This window comes from Enterobacter sp. N5-15, from assembly GCF_057221635.1.
Map to the genome: position 1 here is coordinate 2,705,977 of NZ_CM170150.1, position 23,405 is coordinate 2,729,381.

Annotated in this window: 21 protein-coding genes; 8 read left to right on the forward strand and 13 right to left on the reverse strand. The window is 49.9% G+C overall.

What is annotated here, in order from left to right:
- The first annotated feature begins 213 nt into the window (after nucleotides 1-213).
- Entirely contained in the window at nucleotides 214-510 is a 297-nt protein-coding gene (locus AC2TE5_RS12890; protein WP_032656697.1) for a YciI family protein, read from the forward strand.
- Between the two features lie 108 nt (nucleotides 511-618).
- Nucleotides 619-2,835, forward strand: a complete 2,217-nt coding sequence (locus AC2TE5_RS12895) for a phosphoglycerol transferase I (protein ID WP_484611766.1) — start codon at nucleotides 619-621, stop codon at nucleotides 2,833-2,835.
- A gap of 47 nt (nucleotides 2,836-2,882) precedes the next feature.
- On the opposite strand, the gene leuE is transcribed toward AC2TE5_RS12895, so the two are convergent.
- The gene (gene leuE / locus AC2TE5_RS12900) at nucleotides 2,883-3,518 is read right to left on the reverse strand and encodes a leucine efflux protein LeuE (protein WP_023312092.1); all 636 of its coding nucleotides are present in this window, start codon (nucleotides 3,516-3,518) and stop codon (nucleotides 2,883-2,885) included.
- 108 nt (nucleotides 3,519-3,626) lie between these two features.
- Nucleotides 3,627-3,800 carry a YciY family protein gene (locus AC2TE5_RS12905; RefSeq protein WP_484611767.1) on the reverse strand — a complete coding sequence of 58 codons (174 nt, stop codon included), beginning with the start codon at nucleotides 3,798-3,800 and terminating at the stop codon, nucleotides 3,627-3,629.
- Nucleotides 3,801-3,958: 158 nt separating this feature from the next.
- Between AC2TE5_RS12905 and cls the strand changes: the two genes are divergently transcribed.
- Both cls and AC2TE5_RS12915 read left to right on the forward strand, forming a co-directional pair.
- Nucleotides 3,959-5,419, forward strand: a complete 1,461-nt coding sequence (cls, locus tag AC2TE5_RS12910) for a cardiolipin synthase (protein WP_193940684.1) — start codon at nucleotides 3,959-3,961, stop codon at nucleotides 5,417-5,419.
- Nucleotides 5,420-5,452: 33 nt separating this feature from the next.
- On the forward strand, nucleotides 5,453-5,782 hold the full coding sequence (locus AC2TE5_RS12915; protein WP_006810881.1) for an HI1450 family dsDNA-mimic protein: 330 nt from the start codon (nucleotides 5,453-5,455) through the stop codon (nucleotides 5,780-5,782).
- A gap of 31 nt (nucleotides 5,783-5,813) precedes the next feature.
- On the opposite strand, the gene AC2TE5_RS12920 is transcribed toward AC2TE5_RS12915, so the two are convergent.
- The 7 genes from AC2TE5_RS12920 to AC2TE5_RS12950 all read right to left on the reverse strand — a co-directional run bounded on the left by AC2TE5_RS12920 (nucleotide 5,814) and on the right by AC2TE5_RS12950 (nucleotide 13,702).
- Nucleotides 5,814-6,683: an ion transporter gene (locus AC2TE5_RS12920; RefSeq protein WP_183078901.1), complete on the reverse strand. Its 870-nt coding sequence runs from the start codon at nucleotides 6,681-6,683 to the stop codon at nucleotides 5,814-5,816.
- A 14-nt stretch (nucleotides 6,684-6,697) separates the two neighbouring features.
- Nucleotides 6,698-7,702, reverse strand: coding sequence for a murein tripeptide/oligopeptide ABC transporter ATP-binding protein OppF (gene oppF / locus AC2TE5_RS12925; RefSeq protein ID WP_023312094.1), 1,005 nt, complete (start codon nucleotides 7,700-7,702; stop codon nucleotides 6,698-6,700).
- Nucleotides 7,699-8,712 (reverse strand): ABC transporter ATP-binding protein, encoded by a 1,014-nt coding sequence (gene oppD, locus AC2TE5_RS12930; RefSeq protein ID WP_029741727.1) that lies wholly within the window; start codon nucleotides 8,710-8,712, stop codon nucleotides 7,699-7,701. Before oppD ends, oppF begins: the two co-directional genes overlap by 4 nt.
- A gap of 11 nt (nucleotides 8,713-8,723) precedes the next feature.
- Complete coding sequence (gene oppC, locus AC2TE5_RS12935) at nucleotides 8,724-9,632, reverse strand: oligopeptide ABC transporter permease OppC (RefSeq protein WP_023312096.1); 909 nt, start codon at nucleotides 9,630-9,632, stop codon at nucleotides 8,724-8,726.
- A 14-nt stretch (nucleotides 9,633-9,646) separates the two neighbouring features.
- The gene (gene oppB / locus AC2TE5_RS12940; protein ID WP_008502786.1) at nucleotides 9,647-10,567 is read right to left on the reverse strand and encodes an oligopeptide ABC transporter permease OppB; all 921 of its coding nucleotides are present in this window, start codon (nucleotides 10,565-10,567) and stop codon (nucleotides 9,647-9,649) included.
- Nucleotides 10,568-10,651: 84 nt separating this feature from the next.
- Nucleotides 10,652-12,283 (reverse strand): oligopeptide ABC transporter substrate-binding protein OppA, encoded by a 1,632-nt coding sequence (gene oppA, locus AC2TE5_RS12945; RefSeq protein ID WP_484611768.1) that lies wholly within the window; start codon nucleotides 12,281-12,283, stop codon nucleotides 10,652-10,654.
- A gap of 771 nt (nucleotides 12,284-13,054) precedes the next feature.
- Nucleotides 13,055-13,702, reverse strand: coding sequence for a YchE family NAAT transporter (locus AC2TE5_RS12950; protein WP_023312098.1), 648 nt, complete (start codon nucleotides 13,700-13,702; stop codon nucleotides 13,055-13,057).
- A 478-nt stretch (nucleotides 13,703-14,180) separates the two neighbouring features.
- Here AC2TE5_RS12950 and adhE point away from each other — a divergent pair, with 478 nt between their 5' ends.
- Nucleotides 14,181-16,859, forward strand: coding sequence for a bifunctional acetaldehyde-CoA/alcohol dehydrogenase (gene adhE, locus AC2TE5_RS12955; protein ID WP_213327791.1), 2,679 nt, complete (start codon nucleotides 14,181-14,183; stop codon nucleotides 16,857-16,859).
- 64 nt (nucleotides 16,860-16,923) lie between these two features.
- Here the strand turns inward: adhE and tdk are convergent, their stop codons facing one another.
- Nucleotides 16,924-17,538, reverse strand: a complete 615-nt coding sequence (gene tdk, locus AC2TE5_RS12960) for a thymidine kinase (protein WP_213327792.1) — start codon at nucleotides 17,536-17,538, stop codon at nucleotides 16,924-16,926.
- A 550-nt stretch (nucleotides 17,539-18,088) separates the two neighbouring features.
- On the opposite strand from tdk, the gene hns reads away from it, so the two are divergent.
- Nucleotides 18,089-18,502, forward strand: coding sequence for a histone-like nucleoid-structuring protein H-NS (gene hns / locus AC2TE5_RS12965; protein WP_008502781.1), 414 nt, complete (start codon nucleotides 18,089-18,091; stop codon nucleotides 18,500-18,502).
- A 200-nt stretch (nucleotides 18,503-18,702) separates the two neighbouring features.
- On the opposite strand, the gene galU is transcribed toward hns, so the two are convergent.
- From galU to rssA, 3 genes are all read right to left on the reverse strand, one after another.
- The gene (galU, locus tag AC2TE5_RS12970; RefSeq protein WP_121424025.1) at nucleotides 18,703-19,611 is read right to left on the reverse strand and encodes a UTP--glucose-1-phosphate uridylyltransferase GalU; all 909 of its coding nucleotides are present in this window, start codon (nucleotides 19,609-19,611) and stop codon (nucleotides 18,703-18,705) included.
- Nucleotides 19,612-19,811: 200 nt separating this feature from the next.
- On the reverse strand, nucleotides 19,812-20,825 hold the full coding sequence (rssB, locus tag AC2TE5_RS12975; protein WP_121424027.1) for a two-component system response regulator RssB: 1,014 nt from the start codon (nucleotides 20,823-20,825) through the stop codon (nucleotides 19,812-19,814).
- Nucleotides 20,826-20,916: 91 nt separating this feature from the next.
- Nucleotides 20,917-21,819 (reverse strand): patatin-like phospholipase RssA, encoded by a 903-nt coding sequence (gene rssA / locus AC2TE5_RS12980; protein WP_484611769.1) that lies wholly within the window; start codon nucleotides 21,817-21,819, stop codon nucleotides 20,917-20,919.
- 114 nt (nucleotides 21,820-21,933) lie between these two features.
- On the opposite strand from rssA, the gene AC2TE5_RS12985 reads away from it, so the two are divergent.
- Both AC2TE5_RS12985 and purU read left to right on the forward strand, forming a co-directional pair.
- The gene (locus tag AC2TE5_RS12985) at nucleotides 21,934-22,392 is read left to right on the forward strand and encodes a YchJ family protein (protein ID WP_484611770.1); all 459 of its coding nucleotides are present in this window, start codon (nucleotides 21,934-21,936) and stop codon (nucleotides 22,390-22,392) included.
- Nucleotides 22,393-22,438: 46 nt separating this feature from the next.
- Nucleotides 22,439-23,281, forward strand: a complete 843-nt coding sequence (gene purU, locus AC2TE5_RS12990) for a formyltetrahydrofolate deformylase (protein ID WP_193940688.1) — start codon at nucleotides 22,439-22,441, stop codon at nucleotides 23,279-23,281.
- The last annotated feature ends 124 nt before the right edge of the window (nucleotides 23,282-23,405 follow it).

Consider the following 23,405-nt stretch of genomic DNA (forward strand, 5'->3'; position numbering starts at 1 on the left):
ATAATCATCAACGTTAAAAAACCGAACACTGATTTTAAATGCAAATAGCAATCATATTCAATAAGACACTTTGTTCTGACGCAACTTTAGCGCATGAGAGGCCAAAAAAGGCGCATTCAGGTCAGGATATTAACATTGTTTTTATTTTACATTGCAGTCGTTTGCCCTTTCACATAACGTAACTGACACTTTTACCGGTTAAGGAGCTTCGCCGTGTTTTACGTGATTTACTCTGAAGATGTTGCTGATTCGCTCGAAAAACGCCAGGCCGTGCGCCCTGCGCATCTGGCACGCTTGCAGCTGCTCCAGGATGAAGGCCGTTTACTGACCGCCGGCCCAATGCCTGCAGTAGACAGCAACGATCCGGGCGCCGCCGGTTTTGCCGGTTCCACCGTGATTGCTGAGTTTGAATCTCAGGAAACCGCTCAGGCATGGGCTGACGCAGATCCGTATGTTGCAGCAGGTGTGTATGCGAAAGTGACGGTTCGACCGTATAAGAAAGTGTTTTAAATCAGTAGTATAAATGTAGGGCGGCAAACTAACTTTGCATTGCCCTACTACCTTTTTGAATGAAAAAAGATATAATCCCCCCATCTCTTTTACTTAGAAAGTTGCGTTATGGATTATATCTTCTTAGTATTATTGCTGGCCATTTGTTTTTCTAATTCTGCATTTATCAGAATTAAATCAATAATTGTAGTTATTGCATTGTTTACATTTGCTTTTTGGTTTATATCCGATATGTTTACCGGGAATGGTGTAAATGATGCAGTTTACTATCACCTGAAAAGCAATATTCATGGAACATCCATTGATGATATATTGCCTAAGATTTTTGCGGCCAGTATATTTATTTCGATATCAATAGCAATATTAATTATTTCATTCAAATTCCGAAGCAAACTACCGCGCCGCAACACCCCATTATTTACTTTATTATACGCCTTATTTCTTTCACTTTTTATTTTTAAATCGAACGCCACCCAAAACATATATTACTCTCTTCAAAATTTATCCTATGGGAATGGGATGAACGTGGCTAAGCAATATAATAGCATTGATTACGACATGAAAAGCAAGTACAACTATGTCTTTATATATGCTGAGAGCCTTGAGCGTTCACTGAGAAACATTGATGGTATTAATTATATTCCAAACATTAGTGGGCTTGCAGATCAATATCTTGAATTTACGGACATACAGCAAATTCCTGGTATGGGATGGACAATGGCAGGAATGGTCAATACGCAATGTGCTGTCCCATTAGTTCTCCCGCAGGGGAATTCAGCGAATAATATGTCTCATTTCCTGGCTGGAGCCGACTGTATTGCAACGTATTTGAAAAACAGCGGGTACACTACTGAATTTATACGTGGCAGTGATAAAGAATTTGCTGGAGGGGATAAGTTTTTTTCTCAACATGGCTGGCTTTATCAACATGATAAACAATATTTACTTAATCATCATGTTGTCGGTGAAAATAAAATTAGTGGATGGGGTGTTCATGATGATTCGCTCATTGACCATGTATATAATGAATTTGAGAAATTATCAGCCACAAAAAGTAATTTCCTCCTCTCTTTCTTAACCGTCAACACTCACCCGCCAGCAGGTACCTATTTATCTGCCTGTGATGGGCATATTAATGCTACCATTAATAATCCGATGCTTAAATCAGCGAGTTGCTCTGATTATCTTGTTGGTACATTTATAAAAAAAATCATTAATTCAGACCATTTTGACAATACAATGATTGTTCTTGTTTCAGACCATTTGATGATGGCTAACGCAGCCAGTAAAGAACTTGACAGCATTCAGGACAAGCGTAGAAACAACTTTATTGTTATTAAAAAAGGTATTAAACCCGCTAAAATCGCCAAACCAGGAACATTATTGGATGTCTGGCCGACTATACTTGATATCTCTTCGGCTGATAAACCTGATTTTGGATTTGGTCACAGTTTACTTCGCAATGAGAAAAGCCAGATATTGCAATCATGGGAAAAATCTAAAAATATCAGCGATTATCTAGGTTTTTCGTCTTCACTATGGAATTACCCTTCCCTGAATGACAAATTCTCATTCAAAGATGGCACACTTACAATTGGTCAACAAGAATATAAATGGCCTCTCTTCGGTTCCGCTGACAAGAATAAAAATATCAAAAACATTTATTTTGAAGCCTTTGCCTTAAACGCGCAAAAAGTAACTTCCGAAGATAATATTCTTTTTTATATAAATGATTGTTCAATAACATCCAACAGTAAAAAAGGCTTATGTGGTTATGAGTTAACTCGTAATAGTACTGTACAGTACCAAATAAATGAAACAGGTCTTTTCAATCGCAGAGAAATCAACGTTGTATCTCCTTTGTTTACTGAGAAACTTATCGGCATTTCGTCTGGACCACTTAATGTCCAGACAGGAATTAATGATAATATCCAGGAGCAAACCATGCCATATGGAGTGAACTTTTATAAGCTGGAAGGAGAAAATAAAAAGCTAAAACTCTTAGCCAATTTTAACACATGCAATAATGTTCCTGTTGATACTAACACAACAAAAGATTTGATTGATAAAGACAATTCGCCTCTCATCATTGCTTCGAATGAGTCTATTTTTTGTATCCCTTATGAAACCAGACCATCAATTAATGAATTATTGCGATCTGATGCGGCTACTCATTTGGCCCCCAGACAGCAAATAATAGGCATTTATACTAAAAGTGATACTAAATTTATTTTAGGGAAACCTGAAATCCCATTAGATGTGTTTATAAACAAAGAAAATTATAACCTGAACGAATTATGTACCATTTTCAACGACTGTAGGTAATTTGTTCTAATCATTTAAAAAGGCTCCCTCAGGAGCCTTTCAAACCATCAATGCAGCGACGCCAACCTCGCCGCAAATCCAACAAACAGCAGCCCTATCAAACCGTTCCCCAGCTTTGCCAGTTTCTTTTTGGTTTTCAGGTAACGTGTGACAAACGCGCCGGAGAAGATCAGGAAGCTCATGTACATGAAGCTTATTAACTCCAGCGTTGTGGCGAGGATCAGGAAAGAAGTACCGGTACTCTGTGCATTCACGTCAATGAACTGAACGAAGAACGATACGTAGAACAGAATCGCTTTGGGGTTGGTCAGGCTTAATACCAGCGAACGTTTCATGATCATGCTGGCCGGTTCAGGGCCGCTCTCATGGGCATTTTTTTGACGGTTCACCACCGACCAGAGCATTTTGCCCCCCAGCCAGAGCAGGTAGAAGGCCCCAAGATAACGCACGATATTAAACAGTACCGGCGTGGTCTGGATTAATGCCGCGACGCCCGCCCAGGCCAGAAACATCAGTACCGCATCACCGATAAATACGCCTGTCGCGGCGAGATACCCTTTTTTAACGCCGTGACCAATCCCGGTTTTGAGCACAAACAGAGTATTCGGCCCTGGCACCAGCACAATAAAAAACGCACCAACAACATACGTCCAGAAATTCAATACGCCAAACTCCGCAAACACTTCTCCCTCCTTTTGCTAAACACAGCAGGAACAACGCTGCAAATACGCTATTCCCAAAAAATCAGACGCTATAAAATCAGCGGGCACCATTACGGTGCCCTCATGGTTTCAGATATCCTGGACTGCGAACAGCAACGCGTTGCGGTGCCGGGTCATTCCACATTTTCTGATGGCGTGAATACGCATATTGCGGCGGGATTGTGCTTCCAGCCAACGAGCCTTGCGACGACTCATCTGTCGCAACATGCGCCAGCGCCCTACTTCTGTTCTACTGCGCTTCATGTCTACAACTCTTTCACTAACACTTTATCTCTAAAAGAAAGGCCATTATAAACCCAACCCGGCAGCAAACCAGCGCTTTTACCTGGCGTTTTTATTTGCCAGATGAATCCTGATGCGTACACTCATAACAATACGCTTTCAAAAGGATTTTTTTACCTATGACAACCTTCTACACCGTGGTGAGTTGGCTGGTCATTTTGGGATACTGGCTGTTAATCGCGGGTGTGACATTGCGCATCCTGATGAAGCGCAGAGCCGTACCCTCTGCCATGGCCTGGCTTCTGATCATTTATATCCTCCCGCTGGTGGGAATTATTGCCTATCTCTCTTTCGGCGAACTACATCTGGGTAAACGCCGAGCCGAGCGGGCCCGTGCCATGTGGCCCTCAACCGCAAAGTGGCTGAACGACCTTAAAGCCTGCAAACATATCTTTGCTGAGGAGAACAGCAGCGTCGCCTCCTCACTGTTTAAGCTGTGCGAGCGCCGCCAGGGGATTGGCGGTGTGAAGGGTAACCAGCTGCAACTGCTGACCTCATCCGATGACGTCATGCAGGCGTTAATCCGTGATATTCAACTGGCGCGTCATAATATCGAGATGGTTTTTTATATCTGGCAGCCCGGCGGGATGGCTGACCAGGTCGCTGAATCGCTGATGGCCGCCGCGCGGCGCGGGGTTCATTGCCGCCTGATGCTTGACTCGGCGGGTAGTGTGGCATTTTTCCGTAGCCCCTGGGCAGGCATGATGCGCAATGCCGGGATCGAGGTGGTTGAGGCGTTAAAGGTGAATCTCCTGCGCGTGTTTCTGCGCCGGATGGATCTTCGCCAGCATCGCAAAATGATCATGATCGATAACTATATTGCCTACACCGGCAGTATGAACATGGTTGACCCGCGCTTCTTTAAGCAGGACTCGGGCGTAGGTCAATGGGTCGATTTGATGGCGCGAATGGAGGGGCCGATTGCCACCTCGATGGGCATCGTTTATTCCTGCGACTGGGAGATTGAAACCGGCAAGCGTATCCTGCCGCCGCCGCCGGACGGCAACATTATGCCGTTTGAAGAGGCCAGCGGTCATACCATTCATACCATTGCTTCCGGGCCGGGCTTCCCGGAGGACTTAATCCATCAGGCGCTGCTGACGGCAACCTACTCGGCGCGTGAATACCTGATCATGACGACGCCCTACTTTGTCCCCAGCGACGACCTCCTGCACGCGATCTGTACCGCCGCGCAGCGCGGTGTCGATGTGAGCATCATTTTGCCGCGCAAAAATGACTCCCTACTGGTAGGCTGGGCCAGCCGGGCATTCTTTAGTGAACTGCTGGCCGCCGGGGTGAAAATTTACCAGTTTGAAGGCGGATTACTCCACACCAAGAGCGTTCTCGTCGACGGTGAACTGAGCCTGGTGGGAACGGTCAACCTGGATATGCGCAGCCTGTGGCTAAACTTTGAAATTACGCTGGTCATTGATGATGCCGGCTTTGGCGGCGATCTTGCCGCGGTGCAGGATGATTATATCTCCCGCTCGCGGCTGCTGGATGCCAGACTGTGGGTAAAACGTCCGCTGTGGCAGAGAATTGCCGAACGACTGTTTTACTTCTTTAGTCCGTTGCTGTAAAACGTGCCCAACGATGTTAAACAGGTAGTCATCATGGAAATGGATCTGAACAATCGCCTGACCGAAGACGAAACGCTCGAGCAGGCCTATGACATTTTTCTCGAACTGGCGGTTGATAACCTCGATCCCGCAGACGTGATCCTCTTTAATCTGCAGTTCGAAGAGCGCGGCGGCGCTGAATTGTTCGACCCTTCAGAAGACTGGGCTGAGCATGTGGATTTCGACCTGAATCCTGACTTCTTTGCCGAAGTGGTGATTGGGCTAGCCGATGAAGACGGCGGCGAAATTAACGATATCTTCGCGCGCGTTCTGCTGTGTCGTGAGAAAGACCACAAGCTGTGCCATATACTCTGGCGCGAATAATAAAAAAGGCTGCGATTGCAGCCTTTTTTATTTACTCCGGCAATTCACTGCCGCAGCGGTAACAAAACCGCGCGCTGTGTTCATGTTCGCCCTGCTGGCAATGAGGACATTTGCGCTGCTGCTTGCGGCTCTGAAAGGCACTGCTCATGTGCGTGGTAATCAATCCCGTCGGGATCGCAATCACCGAATAGCCAATCAAAATCAGCACTGATGCCACAATGCGACCCAGTGGCGTATGGGGCGTGATATCACCGTAACCCACGGTGGTGACGGTCACGATGGCCCAGTAGACGGACGCATTGAGCGTCGTAAAGCCATACTTCGGCCCTTCTATTAAATACATCAGCGCGCCAAAAACGATCATGACGATGGCAATAAACGAATAGAACAGAATAAGCTGATGACGCGCGCTGACGATGGCACTCCAGAACACGCGTAATGACGGCATAAAACGCAGTAATTTCAGAATACGTAATACCCGAATCACGCGCATCGCCCGCCAGGCAAAGACATAGCTCAGGCTGATCTCCGGCCAAAGCCACATCACATAGAGCGGCAGGATGGTGGCTAAATCGATAAATCCCCAGAAGCTGAAAACATATCTGGCCGGGTTGGGCCAGGCGATTACTCTGAGGAGATATTCAGCGGTGAAGACCAGGGTAATCGCCAGCTCGAGCCAGACAAAGATATGCCATTCGTCAAACGTCAGATGGTATTGCGTCCCGGCACCTGATTCTATAAAGATGACAACCACGCTGAGGAGCGCAAATAAACCGCAAAGACCTTCGAAGCGTCGTCCGGATACCGTTTCAGGATCGAATAAAAAATGATATAGCCGCCGACGGGCTGACGTGAATAAACGCGACACAGTGACCTCGCAAAAAATAAGGGCTGACATCATGTCAGCCCTTGCGATTATAACGGGTCTACTTTCAGGCAGGAAACCGCATGTCGGAAACTACCTTCGAGAACCGGTCGCGTTTTCGCACATTCCGGCCCGGCCATTGGGCAGCGCGTGCGGAAGACGCAGCCCGACGGCGGGTTAATCGGTGAGGGTAATTCCCCTTCCAGAAGCTGGATGGTTTTATTTTTCTCCAGGTCGGGATCGGGGATCGGCACCGCGGACATCAGCGCTCTGGTGTAAGGGTGCAATGGATTGTGGTACACCTCGTCATAGGTGCCCAGCTCCACGGCATGACCCAGGTACATCACCAGCACGCGGTCAGAGATGTGTTTCACCACGGCCAGATCATGCGCGATGAAGATCAGCGACAGCCCCATTTCGCGCTGCAGCTTCTGCAGCAGGTTAACCACCTGGGCCTGAATGGACACGTCCAGCGCGGAAACCGGCTCATCGCAGATAATCAGTTTCGGTTCGAGGATCAGCGCACGGGCAATACCAATACGCTGGCACTGACCGCCGGAGAATTCATGCGGATAGCGGTTGATGAGGTTAGGCAGCAGGCCGACTTTCATCATCATCGCCTTAACGCGATCGCGCACTTCCTGACGAGACATCTTCGGATGATAGGTCCGCAGCGGCTCGGCAATAATCTCGCCGATGGTCATACGCGGGTTAAGTGACGCCAGCGGATCCTGGAAAATCATCTGGATATCGCTGCGCACCTCGCGCCACTCGTCGGGTTTCATGCCCAGCAGATCTTTACCCAGCCAGGCCACTTTTCCGTCGGTAGCCTTTACCAGGCCGATAATGGCTCGCGCAAAGGTCGATTTACCGCAGCCGGACTCTCCCACCACGCCCAGGGTTTCCCCTTCGTACAGGCGCAGCGTGACGCCATCCACCGCTTTCAGGGTCTTAGGCGGCTGCCAGAACCACTGTTTGCCGTCTTTGATATCGAAATGCACTTTAAGGTCAGCGATTTCGAGCAGCACGTTGCGTTTTTCATCTAATGCGTTCATACCAGCTCCTCCTGCGGCTTAAAGCAGGCGCGCAGACGGCCTGGTGCAAACTCTTCCAGCGGCGGAGCGCTGTTGCAGATTTCCATCGCGTGCGGGCAGCGCGGCTGGAACGGACAGCCTTTCGGCAGACGCAGCAGGTTTGGCGGGTTGCCCGGAATGGTGAGGAGGGATTCCCCTTCCGCATCAAGACGCGGCACCGCATTCAGCAGACCAATCGAGTACGGGTGCGCAGGCTGATAGAAGACATCGCGCGCTTTGCCGTATTCCATGGTACGACCGGCGTACATCACCAGCACTTTGTCACAGATGCCCGCCACCACGCCCAGGTCGTGGGTGATCATGATAATCGCCGTGTTGAACTCACGCTTCAGCTCGTTCAACAGGGTCATGATTTGCGCCTGAACGGTAACGTCCAACGCGGTGGTAGGCTCATCGGCGATCAGCAGCTTTGGCCGGCACAGCAGCGCCATCGCAATCATCACGCGCTGACGCATACCGCCAGAAAACTCGTGCGGGAACATGCGCATACGCTTGCGTGCTTCCGGCATTTTCACCGCATCCAGCATTTTGACCGACTCTTCAAAGGCTTCCGCTTTGCCCAGGCCTTTGTGCAGCATCAGGACTTCCATCAGCTGCTCGCCTACGCGCATATACGGATTCAGCGAGGTCATAGGATCCTGGAAAATCATCGAGATCTGTTCAGCACGCAGCTTGTTCAGCTCGTGTTCCGGCAGGTTGAGGATTTCACGGCCGTTGAATTTAGCAGATCCCCCAATCACGCCGTTAGAGGCCAGCAGGCCCATCAGCGCAAAGGCAGTCTGGGATTTTCCGGAACCGGACTCACCCACGATCCCCAGCGTTTCACCCGCACGCAGGTTAAAGTTGAGATCGTTGACGGCGGTAACATCCCCGTCCGGCGTTTTAAAGGTCACGCGGAGGTCTTTCACATCCAGCAGGAGATTGTTCTGCTGTTGCACCTGTGGCGCAGTGGCCGTTTCAATAATTGTCATGACGGCGCTCCTTAACGGTCTTTCGGGTCGAGGGCATCACGCAGGCCATCGCCGATAAAGTTAAAACAAAACAGGGTGACGACCAGGAAACCCGCCGGATAAAGCAGCAGCCACGGTGAAACTTCCATCGAGTTTGCGCCATCGCTCAGCAGCGCGCCCCAGCTGCTCAGTGGCTCTTGTGTACCCAGACCCAGGAAGCTCAGGAAAGATTCAAACAGGATCATGCTTGGCACCAGCAGTGAGGCATAGACCACCACCACGCCCAGCACGTTAGGAACAATATGGCGAACCACGATATTCCCGGTAGATACACCGCCTACCTGCGCGGCTTCGATAAACTCTTTGCGTTTGAGGCTCAGCGTCTGGCCGCGAACGATACGCGCCATATCCAGCCAGGACACCATCCCGATGGCCACGAAGATCAGCAGGATGTTCTGGCCGAAGAAGGTCACCAGCAGGATGACGAAGAACATAAACGGGAAGGAGTTCAGGATTTCCAGCAGACGCATCATTACCGAGTCTATTTTGCCGCCAAGATAGCCGGAAAGTGAGCCGTAAAGCGTCCCCACGATCACCGCCACCAGCGCGGCAGCAATACCGACCATCAGCGAGATACGGCCACCGATAGCGACACGCACCAGCAGGTCGCGTCCCGAGGAGTCCGTGCCGAAATAGTGGCCAGATTCCATATCCGGCGCGCTGGACATCATGCCCCAGTCGGTGTCGAAATAGGTAAATTGCGACAGCATCGGCGCCAGGGTCACAAACAGCGCGATGATCACCAGAACAACCAGACTGGCAACCGCTGCACGGTTGTGCATAAAGCGACGGCGCGCGTCCTGCCAGAGGCTACGACCTTCTACTTCCAGTTTTTCACTGAAGTTTTCCAGCGCCTCGCTGTTTTTCTTACTCAACATCATGGCGTGCTCCAGCGTTAGTAACGAATTTTCGGGTCGATGACGGCATACAGCACATCGACGATAGCGTTAAAGAGAATGGTCAGCGCACCGACGAGAATCGTCAGGCTCAGTACCAGCGAATAGTCGCGGTTGAGCGCGCCGTTAACGAACAGCTGACCAATGCCAGGCAGACCGTAGATTGTTTCGATAACCATAGAGCCGGTGATGATCCCGACGAATGCCGGTCCCATGTAGGAGAGCACGGGCAACAGCGCCGGTTTGAGAGCGTGGCGGAAGATAATCCGACGCATCGGCAGCCCTTTAGCGCGCGCGGTACGAATGAAGTTCGAGTGCAGCACTTCGATCATTGAACCACGGGTGATACGCGCGATACTGGCGATGTACGCCAGAGATAATGCCACCATCGGCAAAATCATGAACTTCAATGCCCCGCCGTTCCAGCCGCCGCCAGGCAGCCACTTCAGCGTGATGGCAAATATCATCACCAGTAATGGCGCGACAACGAAGCTGGGTATCACTACCCCGGTCATTGCCACCCCCATTACGGCATAATCCCATTTGGTATTTTGTCTGAGCGCGGCGATAACGCCTGCGGTGACGCCGAAAACGATGGCCAGAATAAATGCCGCAGCACCCAACTTAGCCGAAACCGGGAAGCTGGACGCGACCAGGTCGTTAACGGAATAGTCTTTATATTTAAATGACGGTCCAAAATCGCCGTGGGCCAGCTGCTTCAGGTAATTGAAGTACTGGGTCGAGATAGGATCGTTCAAGTGGTATTTCGCTTCGATATTCGCCATGACTTCAGGCGGCAGCGTACGCTCACCGGTAAATGGACTTCCCGGCGCAAGGCGCATCATGAAGAAGGAAATCGTGATGAGAATAAATAGCGTTGGAATCGCTTCAAGACAGCGACGTAGGATAAATTTCAACATTGCCCGTACCTTCTGGCGTGTGCCTATATTATGTGACGTTGGTTAGACACCGTGGGGCGAGCACGCCCGCCCCACTCATTGCCATTAATGCTTGATAATATACAAGTTTTTAACGTAGATATTATCCATCGGGTCTTTGCCGGTATACCCACCTACCCACGGTTTCACCAGACGGGCGTTAACGTAGTAGTAAACCGGAACGATCGCGGAATCTTTATCCAGCTGCTGCTCGGCTTGAGAGTACAGTTCTTTACGCTGTGCTTCGTCAGTGGTTTTCAGCGTGTCGCCAATCAGCTTGTCGAACGCCGGGCTCTTATAGTGAGCGGTGTTGTTCGAGCTGTCGCTCAGCATGGTGTTCAGGAAGGAGGTCGGTTCGTTATAGTCCGCACACCAGCCAGCACGTGCCACATCAAAGGTGCCCTGATGACGGCTGTCGAGGAAGGTTTTCCACTCCTGGTTCTCCAGCTTCACGTTCGCGCCCAGGTTCTTTTTCCAGATCGAGGCGACGGCGATAGCCAGTTTTTTGTGCAGATCGGAGGTGTTGTACAGCAGGCTGAAGGTCAGCGGCTTATCTGCGGTGTAGCCCGCTTCGGCCAGCAGTTTCTTCGCTTCGGCGTTACGCTGTTCCTGAGTCTGTTTGAACCAGTCTGGCTCGGTCAGTTTTGCGCCATCGGTGTATGGAGGGGTATAGCTGTACGCCGGCAGGTCGCCCTGGTTTTTCACTTTGTTCACGATGATATCGCGATCCAGTGCCAGCTTCAGCGCGGTACGGACACGTACGTCGGTGAACGGCGCTTTCTGGTTGTTGATTTCGTAGTAGTAGGTGCACAGGTACGGATCGACGTGAACTTCTTTAGGGATCTCTTTTTTCAGTTTCTGGAACAGTTCAATCGGCATGTTGTTATAGGTCATGTCGATTTCACCGCTGCGGTAGCGGTTAACGTCAGTCACTTCGGAAGAGATTGGCAGGTAGGTCACCTGGTCAATGACGGTTTTCGCGTTATCCCAATACTGCGGGTTACGGTCAAGCACCATACGTTCGTTGACCACCCAGTCTTTCAGCTTATAGGCACCGTTGGTTACGATATTGGCAGGCTGCGTCCATTTCTCACCAAATTTTTCCACGGCGGATTTTGGTACCGGGGAGACGGACGGGTGAACCAGCAGCTTATAGAAGTACGGAACAGGTTCGCTCAACGTCACTTCAAAGGTATTGGCATCGATCGCTTTTACGCCCAGGTCGGTAATCGGCTTTTTGCCCGCGATGATGTCATCAATATTGGCGATGTGGCCATATTGCAGGTAGCTCGCATACGGAGAGGCGGTGTTTGGGTTCGCCAGACGCTGCCAGCTATAAACGAAATCTTCGGCTGTGACCGGTGTACCGTCGGACCATTTCGCATCTTTACGCAGATGGAAGGTCCAGACTTTGAAATCTTTGTTTTCCCATTTTTCTGCAACACCCGGCGCCGGGTGGCCGTCTACGTCTGTCACCAGCAGGCCTTCGAACAGGTCGCGGTTAACGTTAGACTCAGGAACACCTTCAATTTTGTGCGGGTCAAGAGACTGAACTTCCGCACCGTTGTTACGCACCAGCGTCTGTTTCTCAGCCAGTTGAACACCTGCAGGAACGTCCGCAGCCATTGCAGCGTTGCCCGTGATTAGCGCAGTTAAAATCCCCGCCGCTACCAGATTTTTTTTTGTGATGATGGACATTGTGTTGGTACTCCACTCATTATAATGACTGGCCTTCGCCAGCTGTGTAATCCCCTGTTGGGGCCTGTACAGCGCAGGAGTTTTTTTTGCTGCTGTCAGGTTCTTCTTTTACTGCTTGCTATCACCGACTTTTTTATTACTGACCGCTCGTATGGCCGTCTTGCGTCGATTCTTTACAGGCCTCCCCTGTTTGAGACCTGTGCTGGATATCTGAGAAGAGAACCATATGAAAATAATTCTCATCTGCTTGTTTTATGCTGCAAAATATTAGGCCGGAAAGTATCAAATGGCGTAAACGCGCGCCAATACATTTTGCAAATTTGTTAAGCAATTCTCTTTTACGGTGAGTACCGCATCGTTGAGGGCCGCCCTGCCGGACATCGAATACCTATAAAAAAGCATGGCATTCAACAAGATAGAGAAATTTTTCTCTACAAGCGCGTCGCTGCGCTATCATCGAGTGATTTTGTACAAAAATTTAACAACTGGTTATTATTTAGCACATTCATCTAGGGGAATGTTGAAATTACTAATATCATTTCGGTTATCTCTCAGCAAGCCCCAGAGTATCATGTGAGTAAAATAACAGAGCGATCGCAGGTTTTCTGCGCAGGCGGGTTTTAGGGGAATTAATAACTTGTTGAAATACAAGCAATGAACATTATTAGTAGAATTTATTATGATATGTGAGCATTTCAACTTTAGTTATAGGATTTACTGATAATGACGTAAAAAAAACGGAGCCGTCGCTCCGTTCTTTCATACGAAATATCAGTGCAGCAAACCGGGGAAAATGCTTTTAATACCCGTCACGATGAATTCAATCCCTAACGCCATCAACAGCAGGCCCATGATACGGGTTATGACGTTAATGCCCGTCTGCCCCAACAGGCGCACCAGCCAGGGTGCCATGCGGAATACGCCCCAACAGCAGAGCGCGAAAAGCGCAATGGCGACGGAAAAACCAATCAGGTGCATCAGGCTATGGTAACGCGTGCCCCAGACAATAGTTGAACTGATGGCACCGGGGCCGGCCATGAGCGGTAAGGCCAGCGGCACCACGCCAATACTTTCGCGAATGGCGGTTTCTGACTTCTCCTGCTTGTTCTGTTTATCCTCGCCCAGCTTACCGCTGATCATGGACATGGCGATGGTCACGACCAGTATCCCACCCGCAATGCGGAAAGAGTCGATCGAAATCCCGAAGAGCTGGAGAATGGCGTCACCCAGAAAAAGGGAGGTGAGCAATATGATAGCCACTGACAGGTTAGCGGTGAGGTTGGTCTTATTCCTGGCCGCCGCCGTCTGGTAACTCGTCATACTAATGAAGACAGGAATGATCCCCACCGGGTTGACCAGGGCAAACAAACCAATAAAAAATTTAAAATACGTTGGAAAATCAAAGAGCGTTTGGATCACGTTTTGCTCCGCTTATACACATGCCCGGGACTGACAACTTGTCATGAGAAATCGCGCTGAAGATACCCTTTTTATTAGCACACTTCACTCGAAATCTGTGCCAAAACGTTATCATTTCAGGATGTTAAACATATGTATAATCAATGATAGCGGCGCTTCCAATACTTACGTAATTATTTAACACTGGAAAAATCTCAACGAAATAACCCTGCTGAAAGGTATCAGCTTGGGGGAAAATTGACGCAGATCATGATTTCCGTACTCAGAAGTGAGTAATCTTGGTTACGCCCCCAGGGAGATCGCCTGACAAAAAGGGATGATGCTAAGGTAAGGCTCTTTTAGTAAATTAGTGTGCTGACGCAGAAAGTAACTCTTTGTTTTACTTTGTGTTACGCAAGTCGTATCGGCTCTGTCTATACTGTGTGACGTATCGAGCGCTGGTTTACTAAAAGAGTTTAAACATTATCAGGAGAGCATTATGGCTGTTACTAATATCGCTGAACTGAACGCACTCGTCGAGCGCGTTAAAAAAGCCCAGCGTGAATATGCCAATTTCACCCAAGAACAGGTTGATAAAATCTTCCGCGCGGCCGCACTGGCTGCTGCAGATGCTCGAATCCCTCTCGCTAAAATGGCCGTTGCCGAATCCGGCATGGGTATCGTGGAAGATAAAGTGATCAAAAACCACTTTGCTTCCGAGTATATCTACAACGCCTATAAAGATGAGAAAACCTGTGGCGTGCTGTCCGAAGACGACACCTTCGGTACCATCACCATCGCTGAACCTATCGGCATCATCTGCGGTATTGTTCCGACTACCAACCCAACGTCTACTGCTATCTTCAAATCACTGATTAGCCTGAAGACCCGTAACGCAATCATCTTCTCTCCACACCCACGTGCGAAAGACGCGACTAACAAAGCTGCGGATATTGTCCTGCAGGCGGCGATCGCTGCTGGCGCACCAAAAGATCTGATTGGCTGGATCGACCAACCTTCCGTTGAGCTGTCCAATGCCCTGATGCATCATCCGGACATTAACCTGATCCTGGCGACCGGTGGTCCTGGCATGGTTAAAGCCGCATACAGCTCCGGTAAACCGGCCATCGGTGTTGGTGCCGGTAACACCCCAGTTGTTATCGACGAAACCGCTGACATCAAACGTGCCGTTGCGTCTGTACTGATGTCTAAAACCTTCGATAACGGCGTGATCTGTGCATCTGAACAGTCTGTTGTTGTTGTTGATTCCGTGTACGATGCTGTTCGCGAACGTTTCGCCAGCCACGGCGGCTACCTGCTGCAGGGCAAAGAGCTGAAAGCGGTTCAGGACATCATCCTGAAAAATGGCGCGCTGAACGCCGCCATCGTGGGTCAGCCAGCGTACAAAATTGCTGAACTCGCAGGCTTTACCGTTCCGGCAACAACCAAAATCCTGATCGGTGAAGTGAAAGTTGTCGACGAAAGCGAGCCGTTTGCACACGAAAAACTGTCTCCAACGCTTGCAATGTACCGTGCGAAAGATTTCGAAGACGCGGTAGAGAAAGCCGAGAAGCTGGTTGCCATGGGCGGTATCGGTCACACGTCTTGTCTGTACACCGACCAGGATAACCAGCCAGAACGTGTTGCTCACTTCGGTCAGATGATGAAAACTGCACGTATCCTGATTAACACCCCTGCTTCTCAGGGTGGTATCGGTGACCTGTACAACTTTAAACTCGCACCTTCCCTGACTCTGGGTTGTGGTTCCTGGGGTGGTAACTCCATCTCTGAAAACGTTGGTCCAAAACACCTGATCAACAAGAAAACCGTTGCTAAGCGAGCTGAAAACATGTTGTGGCACAAACTTCCGAAATCTATCTACTTCCGCCGTGGCTCACTGCCAATCGCGCTGGATGAAGTGATTACTGATGGCCACAAACGTGCGCTCATCGTGACTGACCGTTTCCTGTTCAACAACGGCTACGCTGACCAGATCACCTCTGTGCTGAAAGCGTCTGGCGTTGAGACTGAAGTGTTCTTTGAAGTTGAAGCTGACCCTACCCTGAGCGTTGTGCGTAAAGGTGCTGAGCTGGCTAACTCCTTCAAACCAGATGTGATTATCGCACTGGGTGGTGGTTCCCCAATGGACGCCGCGAAAATCATGTGGGTCATGTACGAGCATCCTGAAACCCACTTCGAAGAACTGGCGCTGCGCTTTATGGACATCCGTAAACGTATCTACAAGTTCCCGAAAATGGGCGTAAAAGCGAAGATGATCGCGGTAACCACGACTTCCGGTACCGGTTCAGAAGTGACACCATTCGCGGTTGTAACAGACGATGCAACAGGTCAGAAATACCCACTGGCTGACTATGCACTGACCCCAGACATGGCTATTGTTGATGCGAACCTGGTCATGGAAATGCCGAAGTCACTGTGTGCGTTCGGTGGTCTGGATGCGGTAACTCACGCCCTGGAAGCCTACGTTTCTGTACTGGCGTCTGAGTTCTCTGACGGTCAGGCTCTGCAGGCTCTGAAACTGCTGAAAGAAAACCTGCCAGCGTCCTATAACGAAGGGTCTAAAAACCCTGTAGCACGTGAACGCGTTCACAGTGCAGCAACCATCGCTGGTATCGCGTTTGCGAACGCCTTCCTGGGTGTTTGCCACTCTATGGCGCATAAGCTGGGTTCTCAGTTCCACATTCCACACGGTCTGGCGAACGCCCTGTTGATCAGCAACGTTATCCGTTATAACGCTAACGACAACCCAACCAAGCAGACTGCTTTCAGCCAGTACGACCGTCCTCAAGCACGTCGTCGTTACGCTGAAATCGCAGACCACCTTGGTCTGAGCGCACCGGGCGACCGTACTGCTGCGAAGATTGAGAAACTGCTGGCATGGCTGGAAAGCCTGAAAGCTGAACTGGGTATTCCTAAATCTATCCGTGAAGCGGGCGTTCAGGAAGCTGACTTCCTCGCTCACGTAGACAAGCTGTCTGAAGATGCATTCGATGACCAGTGTACTGGTGCTAACCCGCGCTACCCACTGATCTCCGAGCTGAAACAGATTCTGCTGGATACCTTCTACGGTCGTGAGTTCAAAGAAAATGACGTTGCCGCTGTGAAAACAGAAGTTCCTGTCATCAAAGCTGACAAGAAAGCGAAGAAAAGCGCTTAACTGACAGCAAATGAAAAACCCGCCTTTATGGCGGGTTTTTTTATGTCTGAATAATAGGCTGACCTTATTTCCTGTTGTCGTGCTGGATCGCCGTCAGCGAGCCTACAGACAGCGCTTCTTTATAATGCTTACGACATACCGATACGTAGCGTTCATTACCGCCTATCACCACCTGCTCACCATCTGCATAAGGTTTTCCGGCCTGGTCGAGACGAAGCACCATACTGGCTTTGCGACCGCAGAAGCAGATCGTTTTCAGTTCGACGAGTTTATCCGACCAGGCAAGCAAATACTGACTCCCGGCAAAGAGCTCACCGCGGAAATCCGTGCGCAGTCCGTAACAAAGCACCGGGATATCGAGCTCATCAACCACTTCAGAAAGGGCGTGAACCTGTTCACGCGTCAGAAACTGGCTCTCATCTACCAGGACGCAGTGAATGGGCTGAGCAGCATGTTCTGTGCGAATGTCTTCAAACAGATCGGTTTTCGGGTTAAACAGCCTGGCAGGCGACGAGAGCCCTATTCTGGAGCTCACCTTCCCTGCGCCAAAGCGATCGTCAATTTCCGCCGTATAAACAACGCTACGCATCCCGCGCTCCTGGTAATTGTACGAGGATTGCAGCAACGCGGTGGATTTACCGGCATTCATCGCCGAATAGTAGAAATAAAGTTGTGCCATTGGCCGTAAAAACCCCAATCAATGTGTAATATTCCCGATGAGTCATTGTACCATATTTTGTCAGGTCATCAGCGATACAGCGCACAGAGGAAGCGGTTCAGCGCGGAGCTCAGCGCCTTCTGTTTACGAAAATAATCCGTTAAAACATGAAGTAAACGCATTCAGCCAGGTCAATATGTTATATGTTCAGCCAAACATAACACTTCTTTTTATAGTGGAATCACCGTTCATTAAAATTCACCATTTATTAACTATTTCAGTCTTAACATCACGGATGGGAACTAATACAAAAGGCTGATATTTATCCGCCGCAACTATAATTCCTGCGGTAAATGTCACAAAAAAAAGATGCAATCGACCGGGTTAAGCAGGTTTACGTGATAACAGGCGAGACAGTCGGGTGATGAAATTTAAGTTAGCGTAATTAATAATAGTGACATTATTTAGTATTTTTTGAATTCCTTACATTCCTGGCTATTGCACATCTGAATTTATGGCTCTATTATTAGGTCAACAAACCACCCCCCATTATAAGTTTGAGATTACTACAATGAGCGAAGCACTTAAAATTCTGAACAACATCCGTACTCTTCGTGCGCAGGCAAGAGAATGCACCCTCGAAACGCTTGAAGAAATGCTGGAAAAATTAGAAGTTGTAGTTAATGAACGTCGCGAAGAAGAAAGCGCTGCTGCTGCTGAAATCGAAGAGCGTACTCGTAAACTGCAGCAATATCGTGAAATGCTGATTGCTGATGGTATCGATCCAAATGAATTGCTGAACAGCATGGCTGCCGCTAAAACCGGTACCAAAGCCAAGCGTGCTGCTCGTCCTGCTAAATATAGCTACGTTGACGAGAACGGCGAAACTAAAACCTGGACTGGTCAGGGTCGTACTCCTGCTGTTATCAAGAAAGCCATGGATGAGCAAGGTAAACAGCTGGATGATTTCCTGATCAAGGATTAATCACGCCACATTCAGAAAAATCCCGCGTAATGCGGGATTTTTTTTAACCAAAATTTGTCGCAAACATCCCCTTACACTCTGTCATAACGTGTTATTCGGCTATTTCACAACGCTTACAACCACGCTGATTCCAGGGTGTTTTGGGCATAAAAAAACCGGTGGGCAACGCCTCACCGGTTTCGAACATTTGCAGCCCTGGCTTATTTCTTAAAACCAGCGCTCTCTTTGAGCCAGGTTTTAAATTCTTCGCCAAGGGTATTGTGGCGAATACCATATTCAACAAACGCCTGCATATAACCGAGCTTATTACCGCAGTCGTGGCTCTTACCTTTCATATGGTAAGCCTCAACGGTCTCTTTCTCGATCAGCATATCGATGGCATCCGTCAGCTGGATCTCATCACCCGCTCCTGGAGGCGTTTTCGCCAGCAGAGGCCAGATTTCCGCGCTCAGAACGTAGCGTCCTACGACGGCCAGGTTTGAAGGCGCTACGTCGGCTTTAGGCTTCTCTACGACGCCTACCATTGGCACGCTTTCGCCCGGCTCAAGGTTAACGCCTTTGCAGTCAACCACACCGTACGCCGTCACGTCTTCAACAGGCTCAACCATAATCTGGCTGCTGCCTGTTTCGTCGAAACGTTTGATCATCTCAGCCAGGTTATCCTGAGAAAGATCGGATTCGTATTCGTCCAGAATAACGTCTGGCAGAATTACCGCGACAGGCTCATCACCCACAACAGGATGCGCACACATAACAGCGTGGCCCAGACCTTTAGCCAGGCCCTGGCGAACCTGCATAATGGTAACGTGTGGCGGGCAAATAGACTGAACTTCTTCTAACAGCTGACGCTTAACACGCTTTTCCAGCATGGCTTCAAGTTCAAAGCTTGTATCGAAATGGTTTTCGATAGAGTTTTTTGATGAATGCGTAACCAGCACAATTTCAGTGATGCCGGCTGCGATACATTCATTTACGACATACTGGATTAATGGCTTATCAACCAGAGGCAGCATCTCTTTAGGAATCGCCTTAGTTGCTGGTAACATCCTGGTCCCCAATCCCGCTACCGGGATGACGGCCTTTCTGACTTTCGAATTTAGGGCAGCCATTCAAATTCTCCTGAGCTGTTCAAGTTTTGAACTTTTATGCAATAAATAACGCGTTGAGTATATCAGCCTCGCCCCGCAGTCCGGGTCTGAAAAGAACGCGTTGCCGATCAATTAGGATAAATACGCATGAAACTGGGCAGCGATAGTAGCACTCCCCGCAAAACACAGGTAAAGCAATCTTAAAATTAAGATCCAATTGCTTATTCCGTGGACAACATTAAGCGTAGCCGTCCCCCGGCGCCCCAAATTTGGCACTGCCAGGAGGAACAACGGTGGCTAATTTGATTAAGATACGCCGTTCCCAATGTCCCAAGCGGCACACCGTTACTTACCTGAATATGATGTTCACCGGTATTCAGTGAAGCGTTGAGACCTGCTGAAACGAGGATCAGATTCTTTAAACCGCTGTGGTAATAGCCGACCAGCAGCGGGAACTGTCCGGGCAAATTGGCCTGGCGAAAAAGCTGGTTTACCTGTTTGAGTAAACTGCCTAACTCCGGCAGCCGTTGTCCCTGATGCGATAACTGTTCCTGCAGCAAACCATTAAATAGCGCGCGAAGAAGTAACGCGGCTAATACACCATTATCCCCCGCCCGGGTGACATCCAGAGAATAAAACGCAAGGTCGGAATCAGACAGAGGCGCGATATCCAGCACCAGTCCTGGCTGGTCAGCCGCCACCAGCTGGCGATAATTTACGCGACAGTGTGAAATAGTTTGCTGTACGGGCGGCTGGAGTTCTTGCAACAGTTTCGCTGCGGCAGGTGGATTACTCACCAGGGCATCCCAGTCCTGGAAAAGACGCTCCTCTTCCTCTACCCGGGAATTAAACATATTGGGATAAAGGCACGCTAAGACCGTTTCACGAAGCCGGTTCAGATCCTTGACCGGTTTAAGCAGAATATCCTGTACGCCAAGACGTAATGCTTTGGCGATATCCGCCATATTCTCTGTGGCAGAGATCACCAGAATCGGCGTCTGGTTGCCTTCGTTGCGCAGATGTTCAACCAGCTTCAGCCCGTTCATGCGCGGCATCGCAATGTCACAAATCATCAAATCGGGCGTAATGCTGATCATTTTTTCCAGGGCGTCGATACCATCTTCAGCCAGAGAAGTGATTGCTCCCAGCGACGATAACCACGATTCCAGTAGCGATCGGAAAACGGGCTCGTCTTCAACAATCAAAATGTGTTTTCCGGCCAATGGCTGCGTCATGGTTCCTCCCCTGGCTGACAGTAACTAAATAGTGGCATGCTATCGGCACTATCGCCTGTCAGATTTTGCTGAAGTAATCAAAAAAAGGTGCTTAACGTGCTGCTTGCACAAAAGGCAACAACTCGTCCATTTTCTTTTCGACGGCTAACGAGCCCGCTGCGATGGCGGCCTCAGCCCGATGGAAATCAAGGGTAGATATTTGCGGACAGTAGGGTTGAATAAGAATATCTGGCGGGTCGCCTGCCATACGATTGCGCTTAAGGCGATTCTCCAGTACCTGGATTGACGTGGTCATGATTTCTATTGCCGTCGGTGCGGTAACCGAGCGACGTGCGGCCATACGCCCGATTCTTCCGCGCAGGCGCTCATGCCAGGCCAGTTTCTCGCCTTCGGCATCTTCGCTCTGGAGATTGACCGGCATGAGGTCCTGTTGCATCAGGTGAGCGTCGTGCTGCAGATCGACGGCAATCACGATGTCTGCCCCCATTGCACGGGTCAAAGAGATGGGGACCGGGTTCACGACGCCACCGTCGACAAGCCAGTAGCCGTTGTGTGGCACAGGCGCCATAAGCCCCGGCATACTGCAGGAGGCACGCACGGCAAGGTGAATATCCCCTTCGGTCAGCCAGAGTTCGCGACCCGTGCTGAGGTTGGTCGCGACGGCACCGAAGGGCATCTGACAATCAGTGAAGTCTTCGAGAGGCATAACCTGGCGGAACTGGTTGAATACGCGTTCGCCGCGCAACAGCCCACCACGCTGCCACGAGAGGTCCATCAGACGCAGCACGTCCCAGTAGCTGAAGGAGCGCACCCACGTCTCGAGTTCCGGAAGCTTCCCGCACGCGTAAGCGGAGCCGACAAGCGATCCTATTGAACACCCTGCGACAATATCAACGCCAATGCCCATCTTGTTTAAGGCATTAATAACGCCGATGTGTGACCATCCCCGGGCTGCACCTGAGCCCAGCGCCAGTCCAATTTTAACCTTTCTCATTAGTCCTGTTTTACTTCCCCTGGATTCCTGACATAGCGTCAACGCAATAGCTCAGTTAACATAGTGCTACCCGAAGCGTTTAACGCCTTTATTTTTTGTTCCAGGAAGAGAATCGTGTCTCAACTCTGCCCCTGTGGTAGCGCTCTGGAGTATAGCCTATGTTGCCAGCGATATCTGTCTGGCGATCAGGTTGCACCAGACCCGTCACACCTCATGCGTTCACGGTACACTGCTTTTGTGATCAAAGACGCAGACTACCTGCTCAAAACCTGGCATCCCTCCTGCCACGCTGACGAATTCAGACAGGACATCGAAACCGGGTTCGCGAACACGCAGTGGCTCGGCCTTACCGTCTATGAATCCGCAACAGGCAGTCATGCTGATGAAGGTTACGTCAGCTTTGTTGCCCGTTTTACCGAGAGTAATAAACCTGGTGCCATTATCGAGCGTTCCCGGTTCTTAAAGGAAAGCGGGCAGTGGTATTATATTGACGGAACGCGCCCACAGTTTGGTCGTAACGATCCCTGCCCATGTGGTTCAGGTAAAAAATTTAAAAAGTGTTGCGGGCAGTAATGCCTGACAGCCCAGACTTCGCAAATACAAACAGGATTTCCCGGCGATGCAATCATTACAACGTAAAGTTCTGCGCACCATCTGTCCCGATCAAAAAGGACTGATCGCACGAATTACCAACATTTGCTACAAACATGAACTGAATATCGTGCAGAACAACGAGTTCGTTGACCACCGTACCGGCCGCTTCTTTATGCGTACCGAGCTGGAAGGTATTTTCAACGACACCACCCTGCTTGCCGATCTGGACAGCGCGCTTCCTGAAGGTTCCGTGCGCGAACTGACCCCAGCAGGTCGACGCCGCATCGTGATCCTGGTGACCAAAGAAGCACACTGCCTTGGCGACCTGCTGATGAAAGCAAACTACGGCGGTCTGGACGTTGAAATTGCTGCCGTTATTGGCAACCATGAGACGCTGCGCACGCTGGTCGAGCGTTTTGATATTCCGTTCGAGCTGGTGAGCCACGAAGGCCATACCCGCGAAGAACACGACGATCTGATGGCACAGGCCATTGAAGCGCATAGCCCGGACTACGTGGTGCTGGCGAAATACATGCGCGTGTTAACGCCATCCTTCGTGTCGCGTTTCCCGAACAAGATCATCAACATTCACCACTCGTTCCTGCCGGCCTTTATTGGCGCGCGTCCCTACCACCAGGCGTACGAACGTGGCGTGAAGATCATCGGTGCGACCGCGCACTACGTGAATGACAACCTGGACGAAGGTCCAATCATCATGCAGGACGTGATTCACGTGGATCACACCTACACTGCCGAGGACATGATGCGTGCGGGGCGTGACGTAGAGAAGAACGTATTGAGTCGTGCGCTGTATCAGGTGCTTGCGCAGCGGGTCTTCGTGTACGGCAACAGAACCATCATTCTTTAATCTTTCGGAAAATGAATTGATTAGCTTTGCGCCTTTACGGATAAAAAGCAGGCAAACAGCTTCATTTCCCTAAAGGAATGCTTTACAGGGGCGTCTCATTTGATATGATGCGCCCCGCTTCCAG